The sequence below is a fragment of the Streptomyces sp. A 4/2 genome (assembly GCF_940670765.1).
Classification (GTDB): domain Bacteria; phylum Actinomycetota; class Actinomycetes; order Streptomycetales; family Streptomycetaceae; genus Streptomyces.
Window position 1 is genome coordinate 1 of the sequence record NZ_CALNVW010000011.1, and the last position, 22,445, is coordinate 22,445.

Annotated in this window: 26 protein-coding genes and 2 pseudogenes; 12 read left to right on the forward strand and 16 right to left on the reverse strand. The window is 69.7% G+C overall.

Annotated elements, in window-relative coordinates; all coding sequences use genetic code 11:
* Positions 1 to 101: 101 nt before the first annotated feature.
* Positions 102 to 827 carry a uridine kinase gene (locus NBY69_RS08785; RefSeq protein WP_250299732.1) on the reverse strand — a complete coding sequence of 242 codons (726 nt, stop codon included), beginning with the start codon at positions 825 to 827 and terminating at the stop codon, positions 102 to 104.
* A gap of 61 nt (positions 828 to 888) precedes the next feature.
* Between NBY69_RS08785 and NBY69_RS08790 the strand changes: the two genes are divergently transcribed.
* Positions 889 to 1,278, forward strand: coding sequence for a hypothetical protein (locus tag NBY69_RS08790; RefSeq protein ID WP_250299589.1), 390 nt, complete (start codon positions 889 to 891; stop codon positions 1,276 to 1,278).
* Between the two features lie 153 nt (positions 1,279 to 1,431).
* Here NBY69_RS08790 and NBY69_RS08795 read toward each other — a convergent pair whose 3' ends face one another.
* From NBY69_RS08795 to NBY69_RS08825, 7 genes are all read right to left on the reverse strand, one after another.
* Positions 1,432 to 2,343, reverse strand: a complete 912-nt coding sequence (locus NBY69_RS08795; protein WP_250299590.1) for an aldehyde dehydrogenase family protein — start codon at positions 2,341 to 2,343, stop codon at positions 1,432 to 1,434.
* The gene (locus NBY69_RS08800; RefSeq protein ID WP_250299591.1) at positions 2,343 to 3,806 is read right to left on the reverse strand and encodes an aldehyde dehydrogenase family protein; all 1,464 of its coding nucleotides are present in this window, start codon (positions 3,804 to 3,806) and stop codon (positions 2,343 to 2,345) included. Before NBY69_RS08800 ends, NBY69_RS08795 begins: the two co-directional genes overlap by 1 nt.
* A gap of 5 nt (positions 3,807 to 3,811) precedes the next feature.
* Positions 3,812 to 4,789, reverse strand: a complete 978-nt coding sequence (deoC, locus tag NBY69_RS08805; protein WP_250299733.1) for a deoxyribose-phosphate aldolase — start codon at positions 4,787 to 4,789, stop codon at positions 3,812 to 3,814.
* A 128-nt stretch (positions 4,790 to 4,917) separates the two neighbouring features.
* Complete coding sequence (locus NBY69_RS08810; protein ID WP_250299592.1) at positions 4,918 to 5,583, reverse strand: PH domain-containing protein; 666 nt, start codon at positions 5,581 to 5,583, stop codon at positions 4,918 to 4,920.
* Positions 5,584 to 5,710: 127 nt separating this feature from the next.
* On the reverse strand, positions 5,711 to 6,055 hold the full coding sequence (locus NBY69_RS08815; protein ID WP_250299593.1) for a hypothetical protein: 345 nt from the start codon (positions 6,053 to 6,055) through the stop codon (positions 5,711 to 5,713).
* Positions 6,052 to 6,669, reverse strand: a complete 618-nt coding sequence (locus NBY69_RS08820; protein WP_250299594.1) for an RNA polymerase sigma factor — start codon at positions 6,667 to 6,669, stop codon at positions 6,052 to 6,054. Before NBY69_RS08820 ends, NBY69_RS08815 begins: the two co-directional genes overlap by 4 nt.
* An 83-nt stretch (positions 6,670 to 6,752) precedes the next feature.
* A complete protein-coding gene (locus NBY69_RS08825) occupies positions 6,753 to 7,199 on the reverse strand; it encodes a hypothetical protein (RefSeq protein ID WP_250299595.1) in 447 nt (148 codons plus the stop codon).
* A gap of 289 nt (positions 7,200 to 7,488) precedes the next feature.
* On the opposite strand from NBY69_RS08825, the gene NBY69_RS08830 reads away from it, so the two are divergent.
* Complete coding sequence (locus NBY69_RS08830; protein ID WP_250299596.1) at positions 7,489 to 7,887, forward strand: VOC family protein; 399 nt, start codon at positions 7,489 to 7,491, stop codon at positions 7,885 to 7,887.
* Between the two features lie 34 nt (positions 7,888 to 7,921).
* On the opposite strand, the gene NBY69_RS08835 is transcribed toward NBY69_RS08830, so the two are convergent.
* A complete protein-coding gene (locus NBY69_RS08835) occupies positions 7,922 to 8,044 on the reverse strand; it encodes a hypothetical protein (protein WP_374211239.1) in 123 nt (40 codons plus the stop codon).
* A gap of 247 nt (positions 8,045 to 8,291) precedes the next feature.
* Between NBY69_RS08835 and NBY69_RS08840 the strand changes: the two genes are divergently transcribed.
* Complete coding sequence (locus tag NBY69_RS08840; RefSeq protein ID WP_250299598.1) at positions 8,292 to 8,933, forward strand: hypothetical protein; 642 nt, start codon at positions 8,292 to 8,294, stop codon at positions 8,931 to 8,933.
* A gap of 24 nt (positions 8,934 to 8,957) precedes the next feature.
* Here the strand turns inward: NBY69_RS08840 and uppS are convergent, their stop codons facing one another.
* Positions 8,958 to 10,577, reverse strand: coding sequence for a polyprenyl diphosphate synthase (gene uppS / locus NBY69_RS08845; protein WP_250299600.1), 1,620 nt, complete (start codon positions 10,575 to 10,577; stop codon positions 8,958 to 8,960).
* A gap of 441 nt (positions 10,578 to 11,018) precedes the next feature.
* Here uppS and NBY69_RS08850 point away from each other — a divergent pair, with 441 nt between their 5' ends.
* The 4 genes from NBY69_RS08850 (at position 11,019) to NBY69_RS08865 (ending at position 13,531) form a co-directional block, all read left to right on the forward strand.
* Positions 11,019 to 11,792 (forward strand): polysaccharide deacetylase family protein, encoded by a 774-nt coding sequence (locus NBY69_RS08850; protein WP_250299601.1) that lies wholly within the window; start codon positions 11,019 to 11,021, stop codon positions 11,790 to 11,792.
* Between the two features lie 158 nt (positions 11,793 to 11,950).
* Positions 11,951 to 12,391: a VOC family protein gene (locus tag NBY69_RS08855; protein ID WP_250299603.1), complete on the forward strand. Its 441-nt coding sequence runs from the start codon at positions 11,951 to 11,953 to the stop codon at positions 12,389 to 12,391.
* 136 nt (positions 12,392 to 12,527) lie between these two features.
* Positions 12,528 to 13,025 carry an SRPBCC family protein gene (locus NBY69_RS08860; protein ID WP_250299605.1) on the forward strand — a complete coding sequence of 166 codons (498 nt, stop codon included), beginning with the start codon at positions 12,528 to 12,530 and terminating at the stop codon, positions 13,023 to 13,025.
* Entirely contained in the window at positions 13,022 to 13,531 is a 510-nt protein-coding gene (locus NBY69_RS08865; protein ID WP_250299607.1) for a DinB family protein, read from the forward strand. The genes NBY69_RS08860 and NBY69_RS08865 overlap by 4 nt, the downstream gene beginning before the upstream one ends.
* A gap of 48 nt (positions 13,532 to 13,579) precedes the next feature.
* Here the strand turns inward: NBY69_RS08865 and NBY69_RS08870 are convergent, their stop codons facing one another.
* Positions 13,580 to 14,341, reverse strand: a complete 762-nt coding sequence (locus NBY69_RS08870; protein WP_250299609.1) for a class I SAM-dependent methyltransferase — start codon at positions 14,339 to 14,341, stop codon at positions 13,580 to 13,582.
* A 395-nt stretch (positions 14,342 to 14,736) separates the two neighbouring features.
* On the opposite strand from NBY69_RS08870, the gene NBY69_RS08875 reads away from it, so the two are divergent.
* The 3 genes and pseudogenes from NBY69_RS08875 (at position 14,737) to NBY69_RS08885 (ending at position 16,336) form a co-directional block, all read left to right on the forward strand.
* Positions 14,737 to 15,264, forward strand: a complete 528-nt coding sequence (locus NBY69_RS08875; RefSeq protein ID WP_250299610.1) for a hypothetical protein — start codon at positions 14,737 to 14,739, stop codon at positions 15,262 to 15,264.
* Positions 15,265 to 15,288: 24 nt separating this feature from the next.
* Positions 15,289 to 15,474 (forward strand): annotated as a pseudogene (locus NBY69_RS08880) (VOC family protein); the annotation flags it as partial.
* A gap of 433 nt (positions 15,475 to 15,907) precedes the next feature.
* On the forward strand, positions 15,908 to 16,336 hold the full coding sequence (locus NBY69_RS08885; RefSeq protein ID WP_250299612.1) for a VOC family protein: 429 nt from the start codon (positions 15,908 to 15,910) through the stop codon (positions 16,334 to 16,336).
* 18 nt (positions 16,337 to 16,354) lie between these two features.
* On the opposite strand, the pseudogene NBY69_RS08890 reads toward NBY69_RS08885, so the two are convergent.
* Positions 16,355 to 17,131, reverse strand: a pseudogene (locus tag NBY69_RS08890) (IS5 family transposase); the annotation flags it as partial.
* A 358-nt stretch (positions 17,132 to 17,489) separates the two neighbouring features.
* On the opposite strand from NBY69_RS08890, the gene NBY69_RS08895 reads away from it, so the two are divergent.
* Both NBY69_RS08895 and NBY69_RS08900 read left to right on the forward strand, forming a co-directional pair.
* Positions 17,490 to 18,737 (forward strand): sensor histidine kinase, encoded by a 1,248-nt coding sequence (locus NBY69_RS08895; protein WP_250299615.1) that lies wholly within the window; start codon positions 17,490 to 17,492, stop codon positions 18,735 to 18,737.
* Positions 18,725 to 19,378, forward strand: a complete 654-nt coding sequence (locus tag NBY69_RS08900; RefSeq protein ID WP_250299617.1) for a response regulator transcription factor — start codon at positions 18,725 to 18,727, stop codon at positions 19,376 to 19,378. The genes NBY69_RS08895 and NBY69_RS08900 overlap by 13 nt, the downstream gene beginning before the upstream one ends.
* A gap of 15 nt (positions 19,379 to 19,393) precedes the next feature.
* Here NBY69_RS08900 and NBY69_RS08905 read toward each other — a convergent pair whose 3' ends face one another.
* From NBY69_RS08905 to NBY69_RS08925, 4 genes are all read right to left on the reverse strand, one after another.
* Positions 19,394 to 20,068 (reverse strand): TenA family transcriptional regulator, encoded by a 675-nt coding sequence (locus NBY69_RS08905; RefSeq protein ID WP_250299619.1) that lies wholly within the window; start codon positions 20,066 to 20,068, stop codon positions 19,394 to 19,396.
* 176 nt (positions 20,069 to 20,244) lie between these two features.
* The gene (locus NBY69_RS08910) at positions 20,245 to 20,802 is read right to left on the reverse strand and encodes an EF-hand domain-containing protein (RefSeq protein WP_250299621.1); all 558 of its coding nucleotides are present in this window, start codon (positions 20,800 to 20,802) and stop codon (positions 20,245 to 20,247) included.
* A gap of 441 nt (positions 20,803 to 21,243) precedes the next feature.
* Positions 21,244 to 22,035: an NUDIX domain-containing protein gene (locus NBY69_RS08920; RefSeq protein ID WP_250299622.1), complete on the reverse strand. Its 792-nt coding sequence runs from the start codon at positions 22,033 to 22,035 to the stop codon at positions 21,244 to 21,246.
* Positions 22,032 to 22,379 carry a hypothetical protein gene (locus tag NBY69_RS08925; RefSeq protein ID WP_250299624.1) on the reverse strand — a complete coding sequence of 116 codons (348 nt, stop codon included), beginning with the start codon at positions 22,377 to 22,379 and terminating at the stop codon, positions 22,032 to 22,034. The genes NBY69_RS08920 and NBY69_RS08925 overlap by 4 nt, the downstream gene beginning before the upstream one ends.
* Positions 22,380 to 22,445: the final 66 nt, after the last annotated feature.

The following is a 22,445-nucleotide window of genomic DNA, read 5'->3' on the forward strand; positions in this document are numbered from 1 at the left end:
GGGGGAGCACGGGGGAAGCGGAGCGGGGTCGGACGGGCCGGGGGGGCCTGTTCGGCCCCGTCCGCATGTGCGGGACGGGTCCTGCCCGGGAGTTCCGGACCTCAGGCGAGCGGGGCGGCCGAGGAACGGGCGGTCTCCCGGTGGTCGGAGGCCGCCGCCAGCCGGGTCAGGGCCTCGCCCTTGCCGCAGGCGTACGCACCCAACGCCGACTGCCGCGCCACGATCCCGCGCTCGGACCGCATCAGCCGCCACCCCCGCCGCAGCAGGAACGGCACCGACTTCCGTCCCTCGCGCAGATCCCGCGCCAGCCGCCGCCGGAACGTGGTGGAGGGCCGCCCGCGCAGGCAGAGCGCGTCCGCCAGGACGCCCAGCTCCTCGCAGCGCCGCACGATGTCCGCGGCGAAGATGCCCTCGGCGATGAAGGCGGGCCTCCCGCCGATGTCCAGCGCCTCGCTGCCCACCCGCGCGCTCACGGAGATGTCGTACACGGGGACGGTCGTACGGCCGGTACGGCACAGCTCGTCGATCGCGGCGACCGCCGCGTCCGCGTCCCAGGACAGCGGGGAGTCCCAGTCGATGTCCGTGCTGTCGGCGACCTGCGGAAGCGTCGGGTCCCCGGCTTCCTTGTAGAAGTCGTCCAGGCGCAGCACGGGCAGGCCCGAGCGCGCCGCGAGGGACGACTTTCCGGATCCGGAGGGGCCCGCGAGCAGGACGACGCGGGTCGGTATGGGCTGGGGTGAACTCACGGGAAACCATTCTCCCGCATCGGCCGGGCCGCGGTAATCCCAGGAGAGCAACTTGCCGGGTCTTTGAAGTGTGCGCCGCATCTCAACTACGCTGAGTGCGCTCATGCTTACTCTACGAGCAGGAATCACAGTCAGGAATCACATGGCATCTCATGCAGCACCCAAGCCCCGGCGGACCTCCCTGCTGCGCATCGGCCTGACCATCTCGGTGGCCGGTGCGGCGCTCGGTGCGGGCGGTGCGGCGGCGCAGGCGGCGACACCCATCAGCACCGGGGCGGGCGGGCCCTCCGCGGTGCTCGGTGACCTCGGCCCGTCGCCGGTCAAGGTCCTCACGGGCGCGGTCGCCAACGCCGTCGCGCCGGTCGCCGGCCTCCAGCTCGACCCGCTCGCCAAGACCGGTGTCGACCCGCTCGACAACGCGGTGGGCACGCAGGTCGCCGACTTCAAGCCGCTCTCCACTGCGGCGCTCACCGCGCCGCTGACCGGGGGCGGGGCCCTGAAGGACCTGCTGCCCGGCGCCGCCCGGTCCTGATACCGCGGCGGTCGACCGGGACGGCCGGACAGGACGACAGCTGGACGGGACGGCCGTCACAGGAACGGCCCCCGTCACCGCGGATCCGCGGTGACGGGGGCCGTTCCTGTGACGCTTCCGTTCCTGTGACGCCGCCCCGATGGCCGGTCGGTCTCAGTACGAAGAGCCGGACACGCCCAGGGCGCCCGTCGGGTGCCAGACCGTCTTGGTCTCCAGGAACGCCGTCAGCCGCCCGGTACCGGGATCGGCCGTGAAGTCCACGGTGACGTCCGCCGGCTGCGGGCGCAGGACCCGCTTGAGGTTGTCCGCCGCCGCGATCTCCAGGTCGCGCGCCAGCTCGGCGTCCGCCCCGGTGAGGTCGATCGCGTTGACGTCCTGGTGCGCGGCGAGCGGGGCGGCGATCTCCGCCGTGCGCCCCGACAGCACGTTGACCACACCGCCGGGCAGGTCCGACGTGGCCAGTACCTCGCCGAGCGAGAGCGCGGGCAGCGGGGACTTCTCGGAGGCGATCACCACGGCCGTGTTGCCCGTCGCGATCACCGGGGCGATCACCGAGACCAGACCCAGGAACGACGAGTCCTGCGGGGCGAGAACGGTGACGACACCAGTCGGCTCCGGCGTGGAGAGGTTGAAGAACGGGCCCGCGACCGGGTTCGCCCCGCCCGCGATCTGGCCGATCTTGTCGGTCCAGCCCGCGTACCAGACCCAGCGGTCGACGGCCGCGTCCACCACGGCCGCCGCCTTGGACTTCGACAGCCCTTCGGCGTCCGCCACCTCACGTACGAACTGGTCCCGGCGGCCCTCCAGCATCTCGGCGATTCGGTAGAGGATCTGCCCGCGGTTGTACGCCGTCGCGCCCGACCAGCCGCCGAACGCCTTGCGTGCCGCGACGACCGCGTCCCTGGCGTCCTTGCGGGAGGACTGCGGGGCGTTGGCCAGCCAGTTGCCCTTGGAGTCGGTCACCTCGTACACGCGCCCGCTTTCGGAGCGGGGGAACTTGCCCCCGACGTACAGCTTGTAGGTCTTGAAGACGCTCAGCCGGTTCTGCTGCTCGACGGTGCTCATCAGCGCTTGCCCTCCGGGCTCGACGGGGCGAGGTACGCCTCCAGGCCGTGACGGCCGCCCTCACGGCCGTAGCCCGATTCCTTGTAGCCGCCGAAGGGCGAGGTCGGGTCGAACTTGTTGAACGTGTTGGCCCACACCACACCGGCCCGGAGCTTGTTCGCGACCGCGAGGATGCGTGAGCCCTTCTCGGTCCAGATGCCGGCGGACAGGCCGTACTGGGTGTTGTTGGCCTTGGCGACGGCCTCGTCGGGCGTACGGAACGACAGCACCGAGAGCACCGGGCCGAAGATCTCGTCGCGCGCGACGGTGTGCGCCTGGGTGACGCCGGTGAACAGCGTGGGCGCGAACCAGTAACCGGACGTGGGGAGTTCGCAGGCGGGCGACCAGCGCTCGGCGCCCTCCGCCTCGCCCGCGTCGACGAGCTTCTGGATACGGGCCAGCTGCTCGGCGGAGTTGATCGCGCCGATGTCGGTGTTCTTGTCGAGCGGGTCGCCGAGGCGCAGCGTGCCCAGCCGGCGCTTCAGCGCGTCCAGCAGCTCGTCCTGGATCGACTCCTGGACCAGCAGGCGTGAGCCCGCGCAGCAGACCTGGCCCTGGTTGAAGAAGATGCCGGTGACGATGCCCTCGACGGCCTGGTCGATCGGGGCGTCGTCGAAGACGATGTTCGCGCCCTTGCCGCCCAGCTCCAGGGTGACCTTCTTGTCCGTGCCCGCGACGGACCGGGCGATGGCCCGGCCGACGGCGGTCGAACCGGTGAAGGCGACCTTGTCGACGTCCGGGTGCTCGACGAGCGCGGCGCCCGCGTCCCCGTACCCGGGAAGGATGTTGACGACGCCCTTCGGCAGCCCCGCCTGGCGGCAGATGTCCGCGAAGAAGAGCGCGCTCAGCGGGGTCGTCTCGGCGGGCTTGAGCACCACCGTGTTGCCGGTGGCCAGCGCCGGGGCGATCTTCCACGCGAGCATCAGCAGCGGGAAGTTCCACGGGATGACCTGGCCCGCGACGCCCAGCGGCTGCGGGTTCGCCCCGTAGCCGGCGTGGCCGAGCTTGTCGGCCCAGCCCGCGTAGTAGAAGAAGTGCGCCGCGACCAGCGGGAGGTCCGCGTCGCGGGTCTCCCGGATCGGCTTGCCGTTGTCGAGGGTCTCCAGGACGGCCAGCTCGCGCGAGCGCTCCTGGATGATCCGGGCGATGCGGAAGAGGTACTTGGCGCGTGCCGAGCCCGGCAGCGCGGACCACTTGTCGAAGGCCTTGCGGGCGGCCTTGACGGCCCGGTCCACATCGGCGGCGCCCGCGCGGGCGACCTCCGAGAGGACCTCCTCGGTGGAGGGGCTGACGGTCTTGAAGACCTTGCCGTCGGCCGCCTCGGTGAACTCGCCGTCGATGAACAGCCCGTAGGACGGGGCGATGTCGACGACCGAGCGGGACTCGGGGGCCGGTGCGTACTCGAATGCGGAGGAGAGTGCCATGGTGATCAGTCCACCGTCACGTAGTCGGGGCCGGAGTAGCGGCCGGTGCTGAGCTTCTGGCGCTGCATCAGCAGGTCGTTCAGCAGGCTGGAGGCGCCGAAGCGGAACCAGTGGCTGTCCAGCCAGTCCGCGCCGGCGGTCTCGTTGACCAGGACGAGGAACTTGATCGCGTCCTTGGAGGTACGGATGCCGCCCGCGGGCTTCACGCCCACCTGGACGCCGGTCTGCGCGCGGAAGTCGCGGACCGCCTCCAGCATCAGCAGGGTGTTGGCCGGGGTGGCGTTGACCGCGACCTTGCCGGTCGAGGTCTTGATGAAGTCGGCACCGGCCATCATGCCGATCCAGGAGGCGCGGCGGATGTTGTCGTACGTGGACAGCTCGCCCGTCTCGAAGATCACCTTCAGCCGGGCGGCCGTGCCTTCCCCGGGAACTCCCGCGGGGCGCACGCACTCCGCCTTGACGGCCTGGATCTCCTCGAAGACCGAGAGGTAACGGCCGGAGAGGAACGCGCCCCGGTCGATCACCATGTCGATCTCGTCCGCCCCCGCGGCGACGGCGTCCCGCACATCGGCGAGCTTCACCGGCAGCGCGGCCCGGCCCGCCGGGAAGGCGGTGGCGACCGAGGCGACCTTCACATCGGCGCCGTGCAGGGCTTCCTTCGCGATGGCCGCCATGTCCGGATAGACACAGACGGCGGCCGTCATCGGGGCCGTGCGGTCGGTGGGATCGGGGTGGACGGCCTTGGCGGCGAGCGCCCGGACCTTGCCCGGGGTGTCCGCGCCTTCGAGCGTCGTCAGGTCGATCATCGAGATGGCCAGGTCGATGGCGTACGCCTTCGACGTGGTCTTGATCGAGCGGGTACCGAGGGACGCGGCGCGCGCTTCGAGGCCGACGGCGTCCACGCCGGGCAGTCCGTGCAGGAAGCGGCGCAGCGCGCTGTCGGACGTGGTCACGTCAGCGAATGCGGGGGCGGTGGTGGGCATGGTCACCAGAGGAGCATATCTACGCGCGTAGCGACCTGTACAGGGGGACCAGGTCACCGGATGGTGACGGGTCCCCGCAGAGGTCGCTACGGCCGATCGTCGGATCAGGCCCCGGTCCGGCCGTCGGGTCAGCCGATGCCCAGCAGCACGGCCAGCAGGATCGCACCCGCGGCGCAGGGCGCCATGATCTCGTACGCCCAGCGGATCTCCGGCGTGCCCTGGGCCGTCGGCCGGGACGCGCCGCGCTCCGCGAGTTCCCGCAGGTCGTTGACCGTCTGGTCGGAAGGGGCGAGTCCCGATTCGGTTCCGGCGATTCCGGTGACGGAGGACCGGGAGGAGAGCGGGTTACGGGACCTGGCGGTCGGCTCGCCGGTGGCCATGGCCCGCATCTGCTGCGCGTTGGCCCTCTTGCGGCGGCGCAGCGAGACCGGCACGGCCCACAGCTGGTACTTCCCGCCCTCGGTGAAGACCTCGCTGGAGTAACCGGCCCGGACGTCCTGGACGGCGGCCCAGGGGAGGACGATCGTCCGGAACGGGTTGCGGACCCGGAGCCGGTCGTCGTTCGCGTACACCGCGGGCCGCAGGGTGAAGGCGATCACCAGCGGGATCACGAAGAGCAGCCCGGCGAGGGCCAGCCACGGGGCGTTGCCGCTGCCGCTGATGAGGGCGTCGATGCCCAGCCAGCAGGCGAGGGCGAGCAGCAGGACGCCGCCCGCGATCCCGCCGAGGGACCGGAAGACACGGTCCGCGTAGACCGTGTCGGGGGACTGCGGCGTGGGGCGCTCAGGGCTCATGTGTCCGATTCTGCCTGAAGGCCGTGGCGGGGACGCAACGGCCGGGGGCCCCGGGCCGTCGGCGGGCCCCCGGGCGGAGGTCCCGGTCCCGGGCGGGCGCCCCTTACCGGACACGGTCCGTACCGGCCTACGGATGTTCCGTCACCCCGGGAGACACGACGGACGGGCGGATCGGGCCGGTGGGGGTGGGCTGCGGGGGGTCCGTGACGCGCGGGGCGTGGGCGGGCGGCGCCGGGGCCGGGTTCAGCGGGCTGCCGGGGAGCAGGACCAGCAGGCACACGGTCACCACGGCGGCAGCCGCTCCGAGGACGGCGAAGCCGGTCCTGCGTACCCGGCGCACTCCCCAGCTGCGTCCCTGCGGGGGTGCTCCGCGGCGCAGGTCGCCGTAGGTGACGAGGGCGGCGCGGGCGGCCAGCGCGGCACGCAGCCGGTCCTCGGTGGCGGACCGGCGGTCTTCGGCGGTCGGTCTCATCGGTCTGCTCCCAGTGTCTTCTCCAGCGCGTCCAGCGCGCGGCTCGCGGTGGACTTCACCGTGCCGCGTGACATCCCGAGGGTCTCCGCGATCTGCGCCTCGGACAGCTCCGACCAGTAGCGCAGTACGAGCACCTCGCGCTGGCGCTGCGTCAGTCGGGCCATGGCGTCGAGGACGTGCTGGTGTTCCTCGGCGAGCAGCAGCCCCTCGTCGAGGGGTGGCCCGTGGCCCTCGTGGGGCGGGGTGTAGGCGCGGGCGGTGCGGCGTCTGCGCAGTACGGACCGGGCCGCGTTGACGACGGCGGTGTGCAGATAGGCCCCGGGGTTCTGGAGCCCGTCCAGCGAGGTGCCGTGTCTGCGGAAGACGGCGGCGAAGGCGTCCTGGACGACGTCCTCGGCGGTCTGCAGATCGTCGACGAGGAAGAGCGCGAGCCGCACCATGTCGAGCCGTCGCGCCTGGTACAGGTCGGTCAGCGTGGGCGGCGGCGGCTCGTCGTCGTACGGCGTGTGGACTGCCCGCAGCCGGTGTCCCCGTACGGGCACGTCCTCGGTCCGCGACATGCGGGAGAGCAGCCGGGACCACCAGGGTGTCGCTGCGGGTATGGCGTACTGCATGGGCCTCGATCCGTTGCGGGAGGGGCGGGCGGGCCTGCGAACGGGCCCGCCCGCCCCGTGGTGCTGCCGCTACTGCTGCGCTGCTACTTGTGGACTCCGCTGCCCGGGTTGATCACCTTGGGCGCGTTTCCGGCCGGGGTGTGCCCGCCGCCGGTGCCCGGGTGGACGACCTTCGGGGCGTTGCCGGAGGTGCCGCCGTGGATGACCTTCGGGGCGTTGCCGGAGGTGCCCGCGTGGACGACCTTCGGGGCGTTGCCGGAGGTGCCCGCGTGGACGACCTTCGGGGCGTTGCCCGACGTGCCCGGGTGGACGACCTTCGGGGTGCCGGCGGACTTCGAGTCGCCGGCCTTCGAGACGCTCGGCTTCGAGTCGGACTGCGAGGCCGAGTTCCCGGTGGTGGTGACCTTCGGCGAGCCGGAGTCGGCGACGGCCTGCGCGGCGAAGCCGCCGCCCACCAGCAGTGCGATGCCGGTGACAGCACCCAGGACCCGGGTGCGGGGGCGGTAGTTCCGCTTGACGTGCGAGGACATGGGGTTCTCCCGAGTAAGTGAGGGAAAGACGGTCTGGAACATCAGCTGAAGGGCGCCTTCAACCCACCAGACGTACGGAACCCACGGGGGTTGCGACCATTTCCGGGAAACTTCACCACGCCCGGTTCCGCCTCCGCCGGCCGACTCCGGTACGGCGGCCGGTACGGCCGGTACGAGTGGCTCGGCGGCCGGGTCTTGACCTGAAGGTGACTTGAGGTCTTACGGTCGTGGCATTCCGGAACCCGGACCTGAAACGACCGAATCCGCGTCATCACCGAGAGGTTGTTCCATGCGAGCGCACGTGCGAGTCAAGGATTTCGATCACCTGGTGCTCAACGTCCAGGACGTCGAGCGGGCCCTGGAGTTCTACTGCGGGCCGCTGGGCCTGGAGCCGGTCCGGGTGGACGAGTGGCGGGCCGGGAAGGTGCCGTTCCCCTCGGTGCGGGTCAGCCCGACCACGATCATCGACCTGCTCGGCCGCCCGCGCGGCGAGTCGAACGTGGACCACATCTGCCTGGTCGTCGAGCCGCTGGACTGGCAGGAGGTCATCGACGCGGGCACCCTCGCCGTACGGGAAGGCCCCGTCGGCCGCTTCGGCGCCCGGGGCTCGGCGCAGTCCGTCTACGTCCAGGACCCGGACGGCAACACGGTCGAACTCCGTTGGTATCCGCAGGATGTGGAGGGCTGAACTCTTCGCAGGAGGGGGCGGCTTCGGTTCCTCTTCACCGGAACAGGTCGCGCAAGCCGTTCTCCAGCAGCGCGAACGCGTGCTCCGCGTCAGCCACCGCACCCGCGTAGCGCTCGTCCGCGGGTTCCCCGTACGCCAGGCGTTCGGCGTTGTCCATGGACAACGACCTTTGCACGGAGACGGGCTGAACCGCCCGGCCTGCGGCAAGGTGCCGTGCCGCACGAGCGGCTGAACAACTCGGTGACCGTGGTCGGGCCGATCCGAGCCGAACATCGAGGATCAAACGGCCTGTCCCTCTTCCGGGTGTCAGCCGGGCAGTTCCGTGGTCCGGGAATCCATGCGGGCGGAAGACTCCCCCCGGGGTCGCGTATCGCGGCCCCGGGGAAGGAAATGGGGGCACATCGATGAGTACGAATCGTCGAACGGTTCTGGGTGCGGCCTTGGCCGCGCCTTTGCTGGCCCAGTTCATGGGGACCACGTCGGCTGCTGCGGACGAGAAGTGGGGCACGATTTCCGAGGGTTGGGTGGAGGTCCGGTGGACCGAACAGGTCCAGGCGGAGCTGAACCGGTTGGGCGCCGTGGTCGAGGCGGTGGCTCCGGCCGAGTTGGTCAAGGACGGCGGTGGTCCGGGGGTGCGGTTCCCCGTGCGGTCGGGTACGGGCGATCCCTCGCTGAAGAGCCTGCCGGAGGCAGCGGGTGACGGTGTTCTCGACGGCGGGATCACGGTGCGCACGCCCACGGGAACCGCTCAGGTCGTCCATGTGCAGGGCATCCTGAAGGACGGACTGGCGTCGGGGAAATGCGTGGTCAACGGCGTTGACGTCAGCCACCGTTCGGCCTTCCGGTGCGTTCTGTCCGAGGGCCTGCTGACCACCGGTAACACGCCCGTCGGCCAGCCGCTGAAGGTCCGGATCAACAAGGTGCCGCTGCACCCCACCCCCGAGGTGCTGGAGGTGTACACCGCCACCTTCGGCACGCCCGCGATCACCGCCGACACGGTGCTGGCGCATGTGACGGCGGAGGGCGTGTACACCCCGCCGAAGTAACGACGTGGGGGTGCCGGTTCCGGCTCAGGGAGCGGGAACCGGCTCCACCGGTCGGGCGGGGCCGGGAAGGGAGCCTCCGAAGCGCCGCTGGCGCCCGGCATACGTGGCGAGGGCCTCCCGCAGCTGTGCCAGGCCGAAGTCGGGCCAGGGGGTCGGGTCGAAGACCAGCTCGGCGTATGCGAGGTGCCAGGGCAGGAAGTTGCTGATGCGCTGCTCGCCGGAGGTGCGGATCAGCAGATCGACATCGGGAAGGCCGGGCGTGTACATGTTCCTGGCCAGGTCGGCGGGGCCGATGTCCTCGGGCCGGATCGTCCCCGCGACCGCCTCGGCGGCCAACGCGCGTGCGGCGCGGGTGAGTTCGTCCCGCCCGCCGTAGTCGACGCACAGGGTCAGCGTCAGCACATCGTTGTTCGACGTCAGACTCTCCATCAGCGTCAGGGCGGAGGCGAGCGACGTATCGATGCGGTCCCGCCGTCCGCACCAGCGCACGCACACGCCCCGTTCGTGCAGCCACTCGGTGCCCTGGGTGATCCCGTCGGCCATGGTGTCGAACAGGACGGCCAGTTCCTCCTGGGAGCGGTCCCAGTTCTCGGTGGAGAACGCATAGATGCTCAGGTGCCGGACCCCGAGCCGCAGGGCGGCGTTGACCAGGCGCATCGCGGCCTGGCCGCCTGCTTGATAGCCCCGCGAGACCGGCAGGGTCTGGCGCGTGGCCCACCGCCGGTTGCCGTCCATGATCACCCCGACATGCGCGGGCGCCCCATTCACCACCGGCCATGGCGGGCGGCGCTGCTCCGCACCGGTCGACGTGAGTGGTTCCATGCCGTCGGCGAAGACCCGGGACTTCCGGAGGGTGACCTCGTCGAACTGCATCCACGAGCCCAGAAGCATCGTGTGCAGGAAGGGCCGGCACTCGGGACGCACCATCTCGGCCACTGGCATCGCCTGCTCCAGCAGGTCACGCCATCGCCCGAGCTGGATGTCCACCAACTCGTCCAGGACGTCCGGCTGTTCACCGCTCCGGAGGTCGTCGACCTCCAGCCCCAGCTGCCGCAGGTCGGCGCGCGGCAGATAGCACCGGCCGGCGGCGAGATCGATCGGCAGGTCCTCGAAGGTGTCCACCAGCTGGCACACCTCGCCCAGTACCGAGGCCAGCGCCAACGCCTCCGGCCCGGTCGGGTCCAGCAGCGACATCCACATCTCGTTGCTCGTCCCCGCCACTCCCCGCAAGTAGCGCCGCTGCTCCGCGAACGTCTCGAAGAAGGGAGGAGAGGCACAGTCGTCCTGCAAGGTGTCGAGGAACTCCTCGACCAGGGCGTGGCCGATGTCCCACCGCTGCACCGTGTCCACGAACGCTCGCCGTGACGGATGCCCGCTGCGCCCGGTGCGCAACTCCTCCAGGGTGTCGGAACGCCATCGGGCGAGCCGTTCCGCGCGGACCTGCTGCGTTCCTCCCTCATCAGCGATGCGGTCGCTGTGCACCGTGAAGCCGCACACGGCCAGGACGTGTGGGCGCAGCCCGGCGGGCAGCACCTCGGCCGCCTTCCACATCGGTGTCAGGAACTGCCTGATCTCGGCTGCGCACCACGCGTAGGACGCACTGAGTTCGGGCGAATCGATGAACGACGCCTCGTTCTCCGGCATTTCCTTACCTCCCCTTCGATCTCTTCGATCGCGCTGCCGGTACGAGACCGCGACCCCGGCGGCGCGGCAGGCAGCGCGCCTCCTCACCCGGCACAGGGCCACGCGGCCACGGGGCCACGCGGCCACGGGGTCACGGGGTCACGGGACCGGGGGCCCACCACCGTCACTAACGACCCGTCGGGCGCCCGGTGCCGGTCCGGAGACGAACCACCGCTACGCCACCGCTGCGTCACCGCCGCCGACCGCTGCGTCACCGCCGCCGCCGGCCGCTACGCCACCGCCGCCGACCGCTCCTCGCGGCGGGTTGTCCGCGAACTCCTCCGAAATTGTCCGTGATCGGTAACGGGCGCATCCTTCCGCCCACGCGCCTCGTCCTTCCCATTGGTCGCACGGTGACCGGGATCGGCGAGGACTGCGGAACAAGCGGAACAAGGGGCGGACATGGCACGGCACAGCAGCGGGCGGGGCTGGTACGGCAAGGTGCTCGGGGCGGGGCTCGGGGTGACGATGCTCGCAGCCGGTGCCTCGGTGTGGACGGCGCAGGCCGGTACCGCGGCCGACGCGCCGCCCAAGGCGACCGCCTCGGCCACGCAGGGCAGTGACGGCAAGCCGGTCGGAGTGACCATCGCGCACGCCTCGGACGCGGGGACGCACGGCGTCAACATCACCATCGACGACGGCCCCGACCCCAGGTGGACCCCTCAAGTGCTCGACCTGCTCCGGGAGTACGGGGTGAAGGCCACGTTCTGCATGGTGGGGACGCAGGCGCAGGCCTACCCGGACATGGTGAAGAAGGTCGTCGCGGCCGGGCACCGGCTGTGCGACCACACGGTGGCGCACGACACCGGCATGGACAAGAAGTCCGAGGCGTACCAGTCGCAGCAGATACTCGACGCCGAACGCATGATCATCAAGGCGTCCGGCGGCGTCCGGCCGATGTACTACCGGGCGCCCGGCGGGGCCTTCACCCCGTACAGCCGCAAGCTCGCCGCGTCCCGGGGCATGCGCCCGCTGGGCTGGAACGTGGACACCAAGGACTTCGAGCGCCCGGGTACGGACGCCATCGTCGCCACGGTCGACAGGGAGCTGCCCAACGGGCCGACACTCCTCTTCCACGACGCGGGCGGCGACCGTACCCAGACCATCGAGGCACTGCGCCGCATCCTCCCCAAGCTCAAGGAGCAGGGCTACACCTTCGGCTTCCCGGTGCGCTGAGCCAGGCCCCGGTGCACCCGCCTCGGCCCACCGGCCCCGGCCCACCGGCCTCGGCCCACCGGCCCCGGCCCACTGACCCTGGCGCCGGTCCCGGTCATCGCTCCACTGCGTACGTGTCTCATCCTCCGGCGTCCGACCGCCCTCCTATGCTCTGCGGCATGACCATTCAGCGCATGGACAACGTCGGCATCGTCGTCGACGACCTGGAAGCGGCTGTCGCGTTCTTCACCGACCTCGGCATGGAGCTGGAAGGAACCGCGCAGGTCGAGGGCGTCTGGGCGGACCACACCGTCGGACTCGACGGCGTCCGGAGCGACATCGCCATGATGCGGACCCCGGACGGCCACAGCAAGCTGGAGCTGTCCAAGTACCACGCCCCCACGGCGTCCGCCCCCGTGCCGGAGAACCCGCCGCCCAACACGCTGGGTCTGCACCGCGTCATGTTCGCCGTCGACGACATCGACGCCACCATCGCCCGGCTGCGTACCCACGGCGCCGAACTCCTCGGCGAGGTGGCCCAGTACGAGAGCGTCTTCCGGCTCTGCTACCTCCGTGGCCCCGCAGGCATCATCGTCGCCCTGGCCGAACAGATCGGCTGACGCGGGCCTCTGCTGCGCCGGTGGCGTGGTCGAAGAGCAGCGGATGGCTACGTGCGCGGACAGGCGTTGTCGTACCCCGGGTGTAGCGTCCGGGCCGAAGTCGGACTCATGCTCTGTGGTTGACGGAGGCGCGCGGATGACGAGTACGAATGGCGAGCCCGTGGTGAGGGTGTCCCGGCGTATCGAGGCCCCGGCGGACGGCATCTTCCGGATCCTGGCCGACCCAGGACGGCACCGGGACCTCGACGGCTCCGGGATGCTGCGCGGTGGCGTCTCCGGCGCCGTGGTCTCGGGCGTCGGGGACGTCTTCGTGATGCGGATGTACTACGAGCGGTACGGCGACTACGAGATGCACAACCGCGTCGTCGAGTACGAGCGGGACCGCCGCATCGGCTGGGAGCCGAGGCCCGGTCGCGGGCACCCGGACGCCACCGCGCCCGGGGCCGCGTGGGGCCACCGGTGGATCTTCGACCTGCTCCCGGACGGGGACGGGGCGACGGTGGTGACCGAGGTCTTCGACGGTTCGCGCATGCCGGAGGACAGACGCGCGGAGGTCGACAGCGGGCGCGCCTGGTGGCAGACACAAATGGCAAGCACCCTGGAACGCCTCGCCGAACTGTGCGCCGCTCGGTGAACGCCGAACTCGCCCCGCTCCGGCATGCCTTGGACCGCCAGCGCGAGCACGTCCTCGGGATCCTCGAAGGGCTTTCGGACGAGGACCTGCGGCGGCCGGTGCTGCCCAGCGGCTGGAGCTGCCTGGCGCTGCTGCGCCACCTCACCCTGGATGTCGAACGCTTCTGGTTCCCCGGGGTGATCGCGGGCGAGCCGGATGTGGCCGGACAGCTGACGACGGGCGCGGAGGCGCACTGGTACGTACCCGAGGGGATGAGCGTCGAGGAGGTCTTCGCCGACTACCGGACGGCCATCTCGCGCGCGGACGCCGTGCTCGCCACCGCCACGCCCGAACAGGAGCCCGCCGCCTGGCCCGTGGAGATCTGGCCGACCTGGCGGCTGCCCGACGTGCGGCACATCCTGATCCACGTACTCACCGAAGTCGCTTGCCACAGTGGCCACGTGGACGCGGTCCGCGAACTGGTCGACGGTGCCACCTGGCTCGGCGGCAACCCCTATGCCGGTTAGGGCCCGTCTGTCCCCGACGGGCGCCGCAGCCCCAGGACACCCGGCAGGTCACCGGCGAGTGGCCATCAGAAGATCGACCACATAGGTCTCTTCCACCGTCTCGTCGGGGAACGCCTCGCGGAGTCGCCCGCGCTCCTCGGAGAGAAAGGCACGCCTGTCGTCCTCGGCAAGGACGAGGAACGCCGAGCGGCTGCCGATGTTGGCGAGGTGCGTGTCGAGCGAGACCGTACGGCTCCACCGCACGTGGCGGCGCGCGACGCGGAGCCCCGACAGGCCCGCCAGCCGGACGGCGTCGCTGTCGTCCGGCCGCACCCGAGAGGTCGGCTTCACTCCGCAGTGGTCCGCGATCCGCTCGTGCTGTGCACCGATCCACGGCACGTCGAACGCGGTGGTGTTCCACCAGACAGCGAGCGCCCCGCCCGGAACCAGGACCCGGAGTGCCTCCGGGACCGAGCGGCCGGTGTCGGTCCACTGCCAGGACTGCGCGTAGGTGATGAGGTCGTGGGAGGCGTCCGCGAGGGGGAGGGTGTTGCCGTCACCTCTGACGATCGGCACCTCCGGGAGCGCGGTGCGGAACTGTGCGGCCATGGCGTCGCCCGGCTCGACGCCGATCACGTCAGCTCCGCGCTCACGCAGCAGAGCAGTGGCGATTCCGGTGCCCGCGCCGACATCGGCGACGCGGGCACCTGCCAGGGGCCGACCCGTGAACTGTTCGATGAGATCGAAGAGCGCGGACGGATACGAAGGCCGGCTGGCCGCGTACTGGCCGGCGGCCGTGTTGAACGAATGGGCACGTGAACTGGCGGTCATTTCCCCATCATTGCTTCCCTGTGGACCGCCCGCCCCGGTAACCGGACCGCGTCCCTTCTCATGGTGCAGCCGATCAGGCCGGGGCGCGCTCCGGTGCGCATGGGGCGTCCAGCTGTGCGCGACCGGGCGCCGGAGAATGCCTGTGATCCGCCCCGATGCTCCCTGGTGATCGCGCGGCTTGCTGTGAAGCCCGGACTCCTGCAGAGCGCGGGCGCTTCGGCCTGATCCTCCGGCGCGCACCACAAGCCGGTGGCGCCCGGACAGGGCGAAGCAGAAGACTGAGACCGTGCATCTCATCGACGCTCAGCGGGAATTGACGCTCGCTCCGGCGGTGATGGCGTCCGGCGCCGGGCCGCCCGAGGGCGCCCTGCTCATCCATCGTGAGGAGATACGGCGTGACTGTCTCATGGGACCTGCTGATATCGACCGCCGGTGGTGTCACCGCCACCGTCGTGGGTGTCATCGCGGGCGGTGTCGTCGGGCGCCGAAGCCAGAACCGGCAATGGCTTCAGGGAACGCAGACCGTCGCCTACGAGAAGTTCCTGCAGGCATTCGGGGCCGTTGAGGCGGAGCTGCGCGAGGCCTTCCTCGACGAGCGCAGGCCGGCCGTCGACTGGGGGCCTTTCGTGGCTGCCCAGCACTCGGTCAGCCTCGTTGCTGACTCAGCGACCAGCGCAGCAGCCGAGCAGCTCTGTGAAGTCCTGGAGGACTACACCATCCTGTTCCACGGCCGTCAGCCGACCGACCTCGAGGAACTGCGGCCGATCCATACGGCGCTGGGCGAGGCACACCTGAAGTTCGTCAATGCGGCACGGCACTCCCTGGAAGCGTCTCAAAAAGACCTCGACCGATCCCTGGGCGGCCCCTCGCCCTGGCGCGGTGTCGAGTCCTTCTACGCCCGAGCCGACAGAAGCCTGGACTGACTCCACCCTCTCTGACGCGGCTGGGCGGCGTTCTATCAGCAAGCCACCTGCGTCGACCCCGACCCGAAGTCGGACGCCGACTTCGCCGGTCTCAACGGTGAGGAGGGACTCTTGATCGGTTTTCAACGGGTCGACGGCTATCGGGCTCCGAGATGGCCTGACCAAACCGTTCCCCAGCAGCTGCACATCTGCTTCAAGGTCGAGGAGGACGGGATACGCGTCGGGACGGCCTCGGTCGCGGGCGGCTCGCCGTAGCGGTAGTGGGCGAGTGTGGGGTTTGCGTCCCAGGGTCCATGTCAGCGCCGATAGTTATCGCCATCGATCTGGCGGTGGTGCTCGCCAATGGCGGCCAGGGCGCGTATCGGGTCGTGATCAGCTGAGCCGTGACGAACCGCTGTGACGCAACGGCGGCTCGTCCGCAGCCGGGCATGGCCAAGAAACGATGTTGCCCCCATCTGTGATGGTTACTAAGGTCAATCGGGTGACTGCCGGGTCGGCCATGGGCCACGCACGAGTGAGGTTCCCGGCCTCGGCGTGAGCACGAGGCGGGCAAGAGGCCCGCCCACTTCTCCGCGTCTTAGCTCCCGGCGCCCGCATACGGCGCCGCATTCCAGCGGATCTCAAGACCGGAGACACACCACCGATGTCCTATGACCAGCAGTACCCGCACGAATCCGCGCGGCCGACGGCCGACGTCCAGCTGAACCACACTGCCGTCTACGCAAGCGACCGGCACCTGTCTGCCGAGTTCCTCGCCGTGGTCCTGGGCCTGAAGGTCGGCACCCCGTTTGGACCGTTCCTGCCCGTCGACCTCGGCAACGGCGTGACGCTCGACTACTACGAGAAGAGGGACGAGCCGATCCAGTCGCAGCACTATGCCTTCCTCATCCCTGACGAGCAGTTCGACGCCGTTATCACCCGTCTGGAGGTGGTCGGGGTCACCTACTACGCCGACCCCAGCCACACCGAACCCGGCCAGATCAACCGTCTATTCGGTGGTCGAGGCGCCTACTTCGACGACCCGGACGGTCACAACATGGAGGTCATGACTCGGCCTTACGTCCGCCCTTAGGGCGCGACAGGGCTGTGATCAAGGGGTGCCTCGGGTGAGATCTTTGATCCAGATCATCGAGGCGCGCAGGTGCAGCCCGGCGAGGTAGCTGTCCGGGATCTTGTCGTATCGGGTGGCGATGCCCCGCCAGGACTTGAGCTTGTTGATCAGGCGCTCGACCGTGTTCCTCTCCTTGTAGAGGTCGGCGTCGTGGCTGGCTGGCGGGCCGGCCGCCCATGGAGCCTCCCTTCTTCCGGTTGGCGGCCTGGTCCGACTTCTCCGGGATGACTGCCTTGATGTGCCGTTCACTCAGGTGGGCTCGGTTGCCGTGGGACGAGTAGGCCTTGTCCCCGGCGACCGCGTCCGGCCGGGTGCGGGGGCGGCCGACGGGACCGCGGACGCGGATCCTTCTCAGCACTGGGATGAACTGCGGTCTGTCAGTGGCTTGTCCAGGGGTCAGGACGAACGCCGGCGGGCGGCACTTGCGGTCGGCGGCGAGGTGGACCTTGCTGGTCTGCCCGCCCCTGGAACGTCCGGGGAGGGCGGCCTTCAGTCGGAGCTTTTGCCGACGTCGGATGCGTTGTCGCTCGTCCCGCTCGGGATCGGGTTCGGCGTCCTGCCCGCTTTGTGCTTCGCAGGCGGCCCCCTATGACCCGGCCTTCTCTTCCTCGGCGGCAGCCTCCTCCAGCGCGGTGATGACGTCCTGGTCCAGGTGCATCCCGGCGGCGTCGTGGTGGGCCTACACGGTAGTTGAGTCGATGCTGACCAGGGACAGGTCCACCTCGCCCGCCTCGCAGCCTCCGCGATCAGCCCTTCGGGAACATCGTCGTCAAGGACTTCCTCAAAGCTCCGACCGGTGAAGATGCCCTTCCACTCGATCAGAGCCTCCTCGACATCGAAGTTGCCGAAGGACAGGGACTCGAAGACCCCGTCGGGACCACCCTCCGCGACAGCAGCGGCAGCTTCGGCGTCCGGTGCCACGAAGAACTTGATGACGATGCTCGTCGGGGCATAGTGCCTGCCTGTTCCGCCGGGCCCGGTCTATCTGTCAGCGGCCAGCAGAAGCCGGCCTACCGACCCGAGATGCTGTCCGCCCACAGTAGTACTAGGTTCACCATGAGATCGGGTACAGGTTTCATGGCACCGTCCTCCTGCGGTGCCCTAGCGTCGTGCTATGACGATTCCAGCTGGACTGAGACGCACGGTCCTCCGGGCGCGGCGGGACACCGGCTTTCTTGCCGCTGGTGTGCTGCCGCACCTGGCGCTGGTGCCCGTGTGGTCCTGGGCGGCGACGACTACCGCCAGGACGGGGAACTGGCTCCTTACGGTTTCCATATCGGCCGCCCTGATCCTGCTCGGCACCCCGGTGCTGACGGCCGTTCAGCGGGCTCGCTACCGGGTACTCATCGGTGTGGACGTCCCCCGGCTCACCCCCACCGCGCCGGAACAATGGACGTGGGCCTCGACCGCCCGGTGGCTCGCGGCGACGCGGCCTTGGCGCAAGATCGGCTACCACCTCCTGCTGGGCCCGCTGCTCGCGCTGCTGGAGATGCTGGTGCTCGCGGTGGCAGCGGCGTGCCTGGCGGGCGTCTTCGCCTACGCCTGGTCATGGGCGCTGCCCACCGGAGTCCGCCAGGACTGGTTCGGCTACCTGACCCAGCTGCCGGCTTACACAGCGGCTGGACTCCTCCTCCTGTGCGCGCTGTTCTGGACCGCGCGGGCAGTAACCCGGGCCGAGGCGCGGCTGGCGTCGGGCCTGCTCGGGCCGAGCCGGGCGCAGCGGCTCCAGGAGCGGGTCGATCAGCTGGCCGTGAGCCGGACCGACTTGATCGAGGCCGTCGACGCGGAGCGCCGCCGGATCGAGCGGGACCTGCACGACGGCACCCAGCAGCGGTTGGTGTCTCTCGCGGTCAACCTGGGTCTGGCCATTACCACCCGCCCGGACCTGCCGAGTGATGCCCGTGAGGTGATCGCGGGAGCGCACCTGGAGGCGAAGGACGCGATCTCCGAACTCAACGATCTGGTGCGGGGGTTGCACCCGGCCGTGCTCGAAGACCGGGGTCTGGACGCGGCGTTGTCCGGGCTGGCTGCCCGCACGCCCCTGCCGGTGCGGCTGCGGGTCGATCTGGAGGAGCGGGTGGCGCCCAACGTGGAGTCGGTCGCGTACTTCGTGATCTCTGAGGCGCTGACCAATGCAACGAAGCACGCCAACGCGATGCGTGCAGAGGTGATCGTGCGTCAGGTCGGCGAGGTGCTGCGCGTGCGCGTTACCGACGACGGGCTGGGCGGTGCCGACGCCGCCGCCGGTACGGGGCTGACCGGGCTGGCCAAGCGGGTCGGCTCCCTCGACGGGGCCTTCCACGTCAGCAGCCCCGTTGGCGGGCCCACCACCATCACCGCGGAGCTGCCGTGCGCGCGGTGATCGCCGAGGATTCGGTGTTGTTGCGGGTCGGCCTGATCAAGGTGCTGGAGACGGGCGGGTTCCAGGTCGTCGCGGAAGCCGGCGACGCGGAGGGGCTGTTGGCGGCAGTGGCGGAGCACCGGCCCGAACTCGCCTTGATCGACGTCCGGATGCCGCCCGGCTTCACCGACGAGGGGGTGCGGGCGGCGATGGAGATCCGTCGGCGCTGGCCGGGGACGCCGGTGGTGCTGCTTTCACAGTACGTGGAGGAGCGGTACGCGGCTGACCTGCTGTCTGCGAACACCAGCGGTGTGGGCTACCTGCTCAAGCAGCGGGTTGCCGATGTCGCCGACTTCGTGGCGGCGGTCCGGCGAGTGGCGGACGGGGGCACGGCCCTGGACCCGCAGGTCGTCGCCCAGTTGCTGCTGCTGCGGCGCGACAGCGACCCGCTCGCGCGGCTGACCCCCCGCGAACGGGAGGTGCTCGGCCTGATGGCCGAGGGGCGCTCCAATGCCGGCATCGCGCAGGCGCTGGTGGTCAGCGAGGGCGCCGTGGCGAAGCACATCAACAACATCTTCGCCAAGCTTGACCTGCCCGTGGCCGACGCGGACCACCGCCGCGTCCTGGCCGTGCTGCGGTTCCTCGGAGCGTCCGGGGCCTGACCTTCCCGTCCGTGATCAGTTCTGCTGTGAACGACCCAGTTCGGACAGATCGCTGTAGAGGCGGTTCAGCGCGTACGCGCCCAGGCCGAGGCCCTGGTCGATTCGGAGTCGTGCGGCTGGGTCTCGGTAGTGGGGTTCCAGCAGCAGGAAGAAGTCCTCTGCGTGTTGTTCGTCGATTTCGGAGTGGAGGCCGTAGTGCATCAGGTCGGCTTGAGCGACCCAACCGCGGTTCACAGCCGTGCTGCCCGTGATGGCCGATACCGAGGCGAATGCGTACTCGATCGCGCCCATGCAGCCAATTCCCACCTGCGGGTCCTCCCACGTACACACCGCACTGAGAACGCTGTTGTACGCGTGGACGGCCGGTATCATCTTCAGGCTGTTCAGCCGTACGGTGTCGCTGCCGATGCTGGCCAGAAATCCGCGGAAGGTCTCGTGATGGAATTCCTGGGAGCGGAATCCGCCGTGTTCTTCCACGACATTGCCCAGGATGCCGACGCGATCCGCGGGGTGCTCGATCCGGGACACCAGTACCGCCATCGGACGGGCGAAGTAGGTGACGGCGAAACCTAGTTGCTCCTGGCTTGTGCGGAAGCTCTCCAGCGACATGCTTCCGTCTACCAGCGTTCGGAAGTACGGATTGTTCAGGACACCGGTCTCGGCCACGATGTGCTTGGCGCGCGCTGTCACCAGCGGGGCCTTGGTTGTCCGCAGATGGGAGGTCACGGTCGTCTCTCCTGGCGTGTTGTTCCTGAGCGCGGCTCGATGCGGGACCGGCGGAGCCCCTCTGACCGCCGGTGCCGCGTGGAATCAGCACCCGACGGCGAGGGGCTCTGGACGAGATGACGCTGTCCAGTTCTGTCGGCTCAGGAACGCAGGGGTCCCAGAAGGCGGTGACCTCGGTCGTTCGGATCAGTACTGCTGTGGAACACGCGAATGGCCGCTCTCAGCTCGTCAGTTGAGATGGAGCCGGAGCTGTCGGTGTCGATGTCGGCGAACGACACGTCGATGTCTTCGTCGCTCAGCGCGAAAGAGGACTGAAACAGGCGCTTGAACTCGGACTTGTCGAGTTCGCCATCTCCGTCGACGTCGGCGGTGGCCACGAAGACCTTGGCGGACGGCGTGACAATCCGCGCGTAGTCATCCGGCTTGTCCCCCAGGCTGACGAACCCGGCCAGGAATTCGTCGCGTGATACGACGCCGTCCCCGTCCGCGTCCATAGGGACAAACAATCTCTTCCAGTACTCCAGAAGGGATCTCTGCAGCGCGCTGGCGGGGGCGGTTCCTGGCGTGAGCTTGAATTCCTGCGTCGTGCGGCCCACCCAGGCGTACACGTCGGTTACGCCGACCCACCCGTCGCGCTCGTGATGGAACACGTTGTAGTAATGCTGGGCCTTGCTGTGGATAATGGATCTTTCCGGCATGCGAAGACCTCGAGTTTCCTTGTGCGGTGGGCGAATCGAGTACCCACCGCGACCCGGTCCACGAGCAATGACTCGTGAGCTCAGGGTGGCAGCGTTCCCCTTCCCGGGCGCTGGCACCAAAGCTTCATCACTCATTCGAGTGAGTAATTCGACCTGGCAGTTTCAGCCCGGTTCAAGGGCGTGGCGCCAGCGCGACCGCGATCCGGCGGTGGATGTCCTCAAGCAGGTTCCGCATCGCTGTGCGGAAGCTTTCAGTCCGGTGGTCACCGAGGGAAGAGGTGTGCCGAAACACCTCAAGGGCGACGAGGCCATGCAGGTGTCCCCACGCGATCAGCAGGAGCGCGGTAGCTGGGGGGCGGCAGATATCCCAGGCCGTAATACGCCAGGCGATGAGCCTCGTCGGCGGGACCCTCCCAGCGGGGGCGTGGCAACGTGGCGCTGTTACTTGCCGAGTACCAGCAATGGCAGCCGCAAGCCCTTGTCGAGCGCGGCTACGGCGGCTCGGATGCGGCGTTCCTGGTAGGGCGGGGTGTACTTGCCGAGTTGGGCCAGCGGTACGCACGTGAGGGCGGTGATCTCGTCGGCCGCGTCTTCGGGTACGGCGAGCGCGGATTCCTCTTCGGGGGTCAGGCGTCCCCCGTCGCAGACGATGGTGAACCCCTCGGCCGACCTCCTGCCCTCGGTCGGTGCGGGGACGTGGTCGAGGGCGAGGAAGTGGGTGAGGCGGCGGTAGAGGCCGGTCTCCTCGGCGAGTTCGCGTGATGCGGCGGTGGCGATCCGCTCTCCCTGATGGGCTCCGCCGCCGGGCAGTTGCCAGCCCTCGCGGTAGGTGGTCTTGACCAGGAGTACGGCGTCTTCGCTGTTGCGCAGGACCGTGACGGCGCCGATGCGTCGGCGGGGCGGGTTCACGGAGTCGATGTCGGCGTGGGTCATGGGGTGTGCCTCGTTTCCGGGGACCGTGGACGGCGGAGCGCCCCCGGTGAGTTCGGCGAGTTCGTCGAGCCGGCGGTTGACGCGGTAGGCGAACCGGGTTGCTTCCGCTACCGAGATGGAGCCCAGAGAGATCTTGTGCAGCGGGTGATTGCAGGCCGCGCAGGGCTCTTCGATGCCGATGTCGTCGAAGTCGACCTGGAGCCGCCGCAAAGCGTTGACGAACGCGGTGGCGGCGTCCTCGGCGTTCTCCCGGTCATTGTTCGTCCAGTACCCACGGTCAACAGGGCCGAAGTCGTTCATGCCCGCGCTCCCTTGTCCTGGCTAAGCCGGGTGCGGAGTCGGGCCATCGTGGGCGACTCGGCGGCATCGGCATCGGCATCGGCATCGGCATCGACATCGACATCGACATCGACATCGACGTCGGCCTTCGGGGCGTCGGGACACACCGGCCGGCCGCACCGGCAGGGCGGCCACTTCAGTACGGAGACTTCGAATTCGGGTTGCTCGTCCATGCGGTCCAACTGCCTTTCCAGTCCAGCGGCGACCTCACGGAAGAGGCCCTTCGTCAGGGGTGCGTATCCGGTGCGCGGCACCCAGTCCGGGGCCAGCCGCCAGAACCCGTCAGCGGATATCGGGGCATCCAACTGGTCTGCTTCAAAGGTGAGTTGCTCGATAGGTGGCTTGGGCGGAGTGCGCTCCCAGGGCAACGT

Coding starts and splice junctions, on each gene's coding strand:
- NBY69_RS08830 (WP_250299596.1), top strand. CDS start 7,489: ATGCGAGCGCACGTGCGAGTCAAGGATTTCGATCACCTGGTGCTCAAC.
- NBY69_RS08885 (WP_250299612.1), top strand. CDS start 15,908: ATGTCCTATGACCAGCAGTACCCGCACGAATCCGCGCGGCCGACGGCC.
- NBY69_RS08815 (WP_250299593.1), bottom strand. CDS start 6,055: ATGAGACCGACCGCCGAAGACCGCCGGTCCGCCACCGAGGACCGGCTG.
- deoC (WP_250299733.1), bottom strand. CDS start 4,789: ATGCCCACCACCGCCCCCGCATTCGCTGACGTGACCACGTCCGACAGC.
- NBY69_RS08785 (WP_250299732.1), bottom strand. CDS start 827: ATGCGGCGCACACTTCAAAGACCCGGCAAGTTGCTCTCCTGGGATTAC.
- NBY69_RS08910 (WP_250299621.1), bottom strand. CDS start 20,802: ATGCCGGAAAGATCCATTATCCACAGCAAGGCCCAGCATTACTACAAC.
- NBY69_RS08825 (WP_250299595.1), bottom strand. CDS start 7,199: ATGTCCTCGCACGTCAAGCGGAACTACCGCCCCCGCACCCGGGTCCTG.
- NBY69_RS08835 (WP_374211239.1), bottom strand. CDS start 8,044: ATGGACAACGCCGAACGCCTGGCGTACGGGGAACCCGCGGACGAGCGC.
- NBY69_RS08790 (WP_250299589.1), top strand. CDS start 889: ATGGCATCTCATGCAGCACCCAAGCCCCGGCGGACCTCCCTGCTGCGC.
- NBY69_RS08860 (WP_250299605.1), top strand. CDS start 12,528: ATGACGAGTACGAATGGCGAGCCCGTGGTGAGGGTGTCCCGGCGTATC.
- NBY69_RS08895 (WP_250299615.1), top strand. CDS start 17,490: ATGACGATTCCAGCTGGACTGAGACGCACGGTCCTCCGGGCGCGGCGG.
- NBY69_RS08850 (WP_250299601.1), top strand. CDS start 11,019: ATGGCACGGCACAGCAGCGGGCGGGGCTGGTACGGCAAGGTGCTCGGG.
- NBY69_RS08855 (WP_250299603.1), top strand. CDS start 11,951: ATGACCATTCAGCGCATGGACAACGTCGGCATCGTCGTCGACGACCTG.
- NBY69_RS08840 (WP_250299598.1), top strand. CDS start 8,292: ATGAGTACGAATCGTCGAACGGTTCTGGGTGCGGCCTTGGCCGCGCCT.
- uppS (WP_250299600.1), bottom strand. CDS start 10,577: ATGCCGGAGAACGAGGCGTCGTTCATCGATTCGCCCGAACTCAGTGCG.
- NBY69_RS08800 (WP_250299591.1), bottom strand. CDS start 3,806: ATGGCACTCTCCTCCGCATTCGAGTACGCACCGGCCCCCGAGTCCCGC.
- NBY69_RS08795 (WP_250299590.1), bottom strand. CDS start 2,343: ATGAGCACCGTCGAGCAGCAGAACCGGCTGAGCGTCTTCAAGACCTAC.
- NBY69_RS08920 (WP_250299622.1), bottom strand. CDS start 22,035: ATGAACGACTTCGGCCCTGTTGACCGTGGGTACTGGACGAACAATGAC.
- NBY69_RS08870 (WP_250299609.1), bottom strand. CDS start 14,341: ATGACCGCCAGTTCACGTGCCCATTCGTTCAACACGGCCGCCGGCCAG.
- NBY69_RS08810 (WP_250299592.1), bottom strand. CDS start 5,583: ATGAGCCCTGAGCGCCCCACGCCGCAGTCCCCCGACACGGTCTACGCG.
- NBY69_RS08820 (WP_250299594.1), bottom strand. CDS start 6,669: ATGCAGTACGCCATACCCGCAGCGACACCCTGGTGGTCCCGGCTGCTC.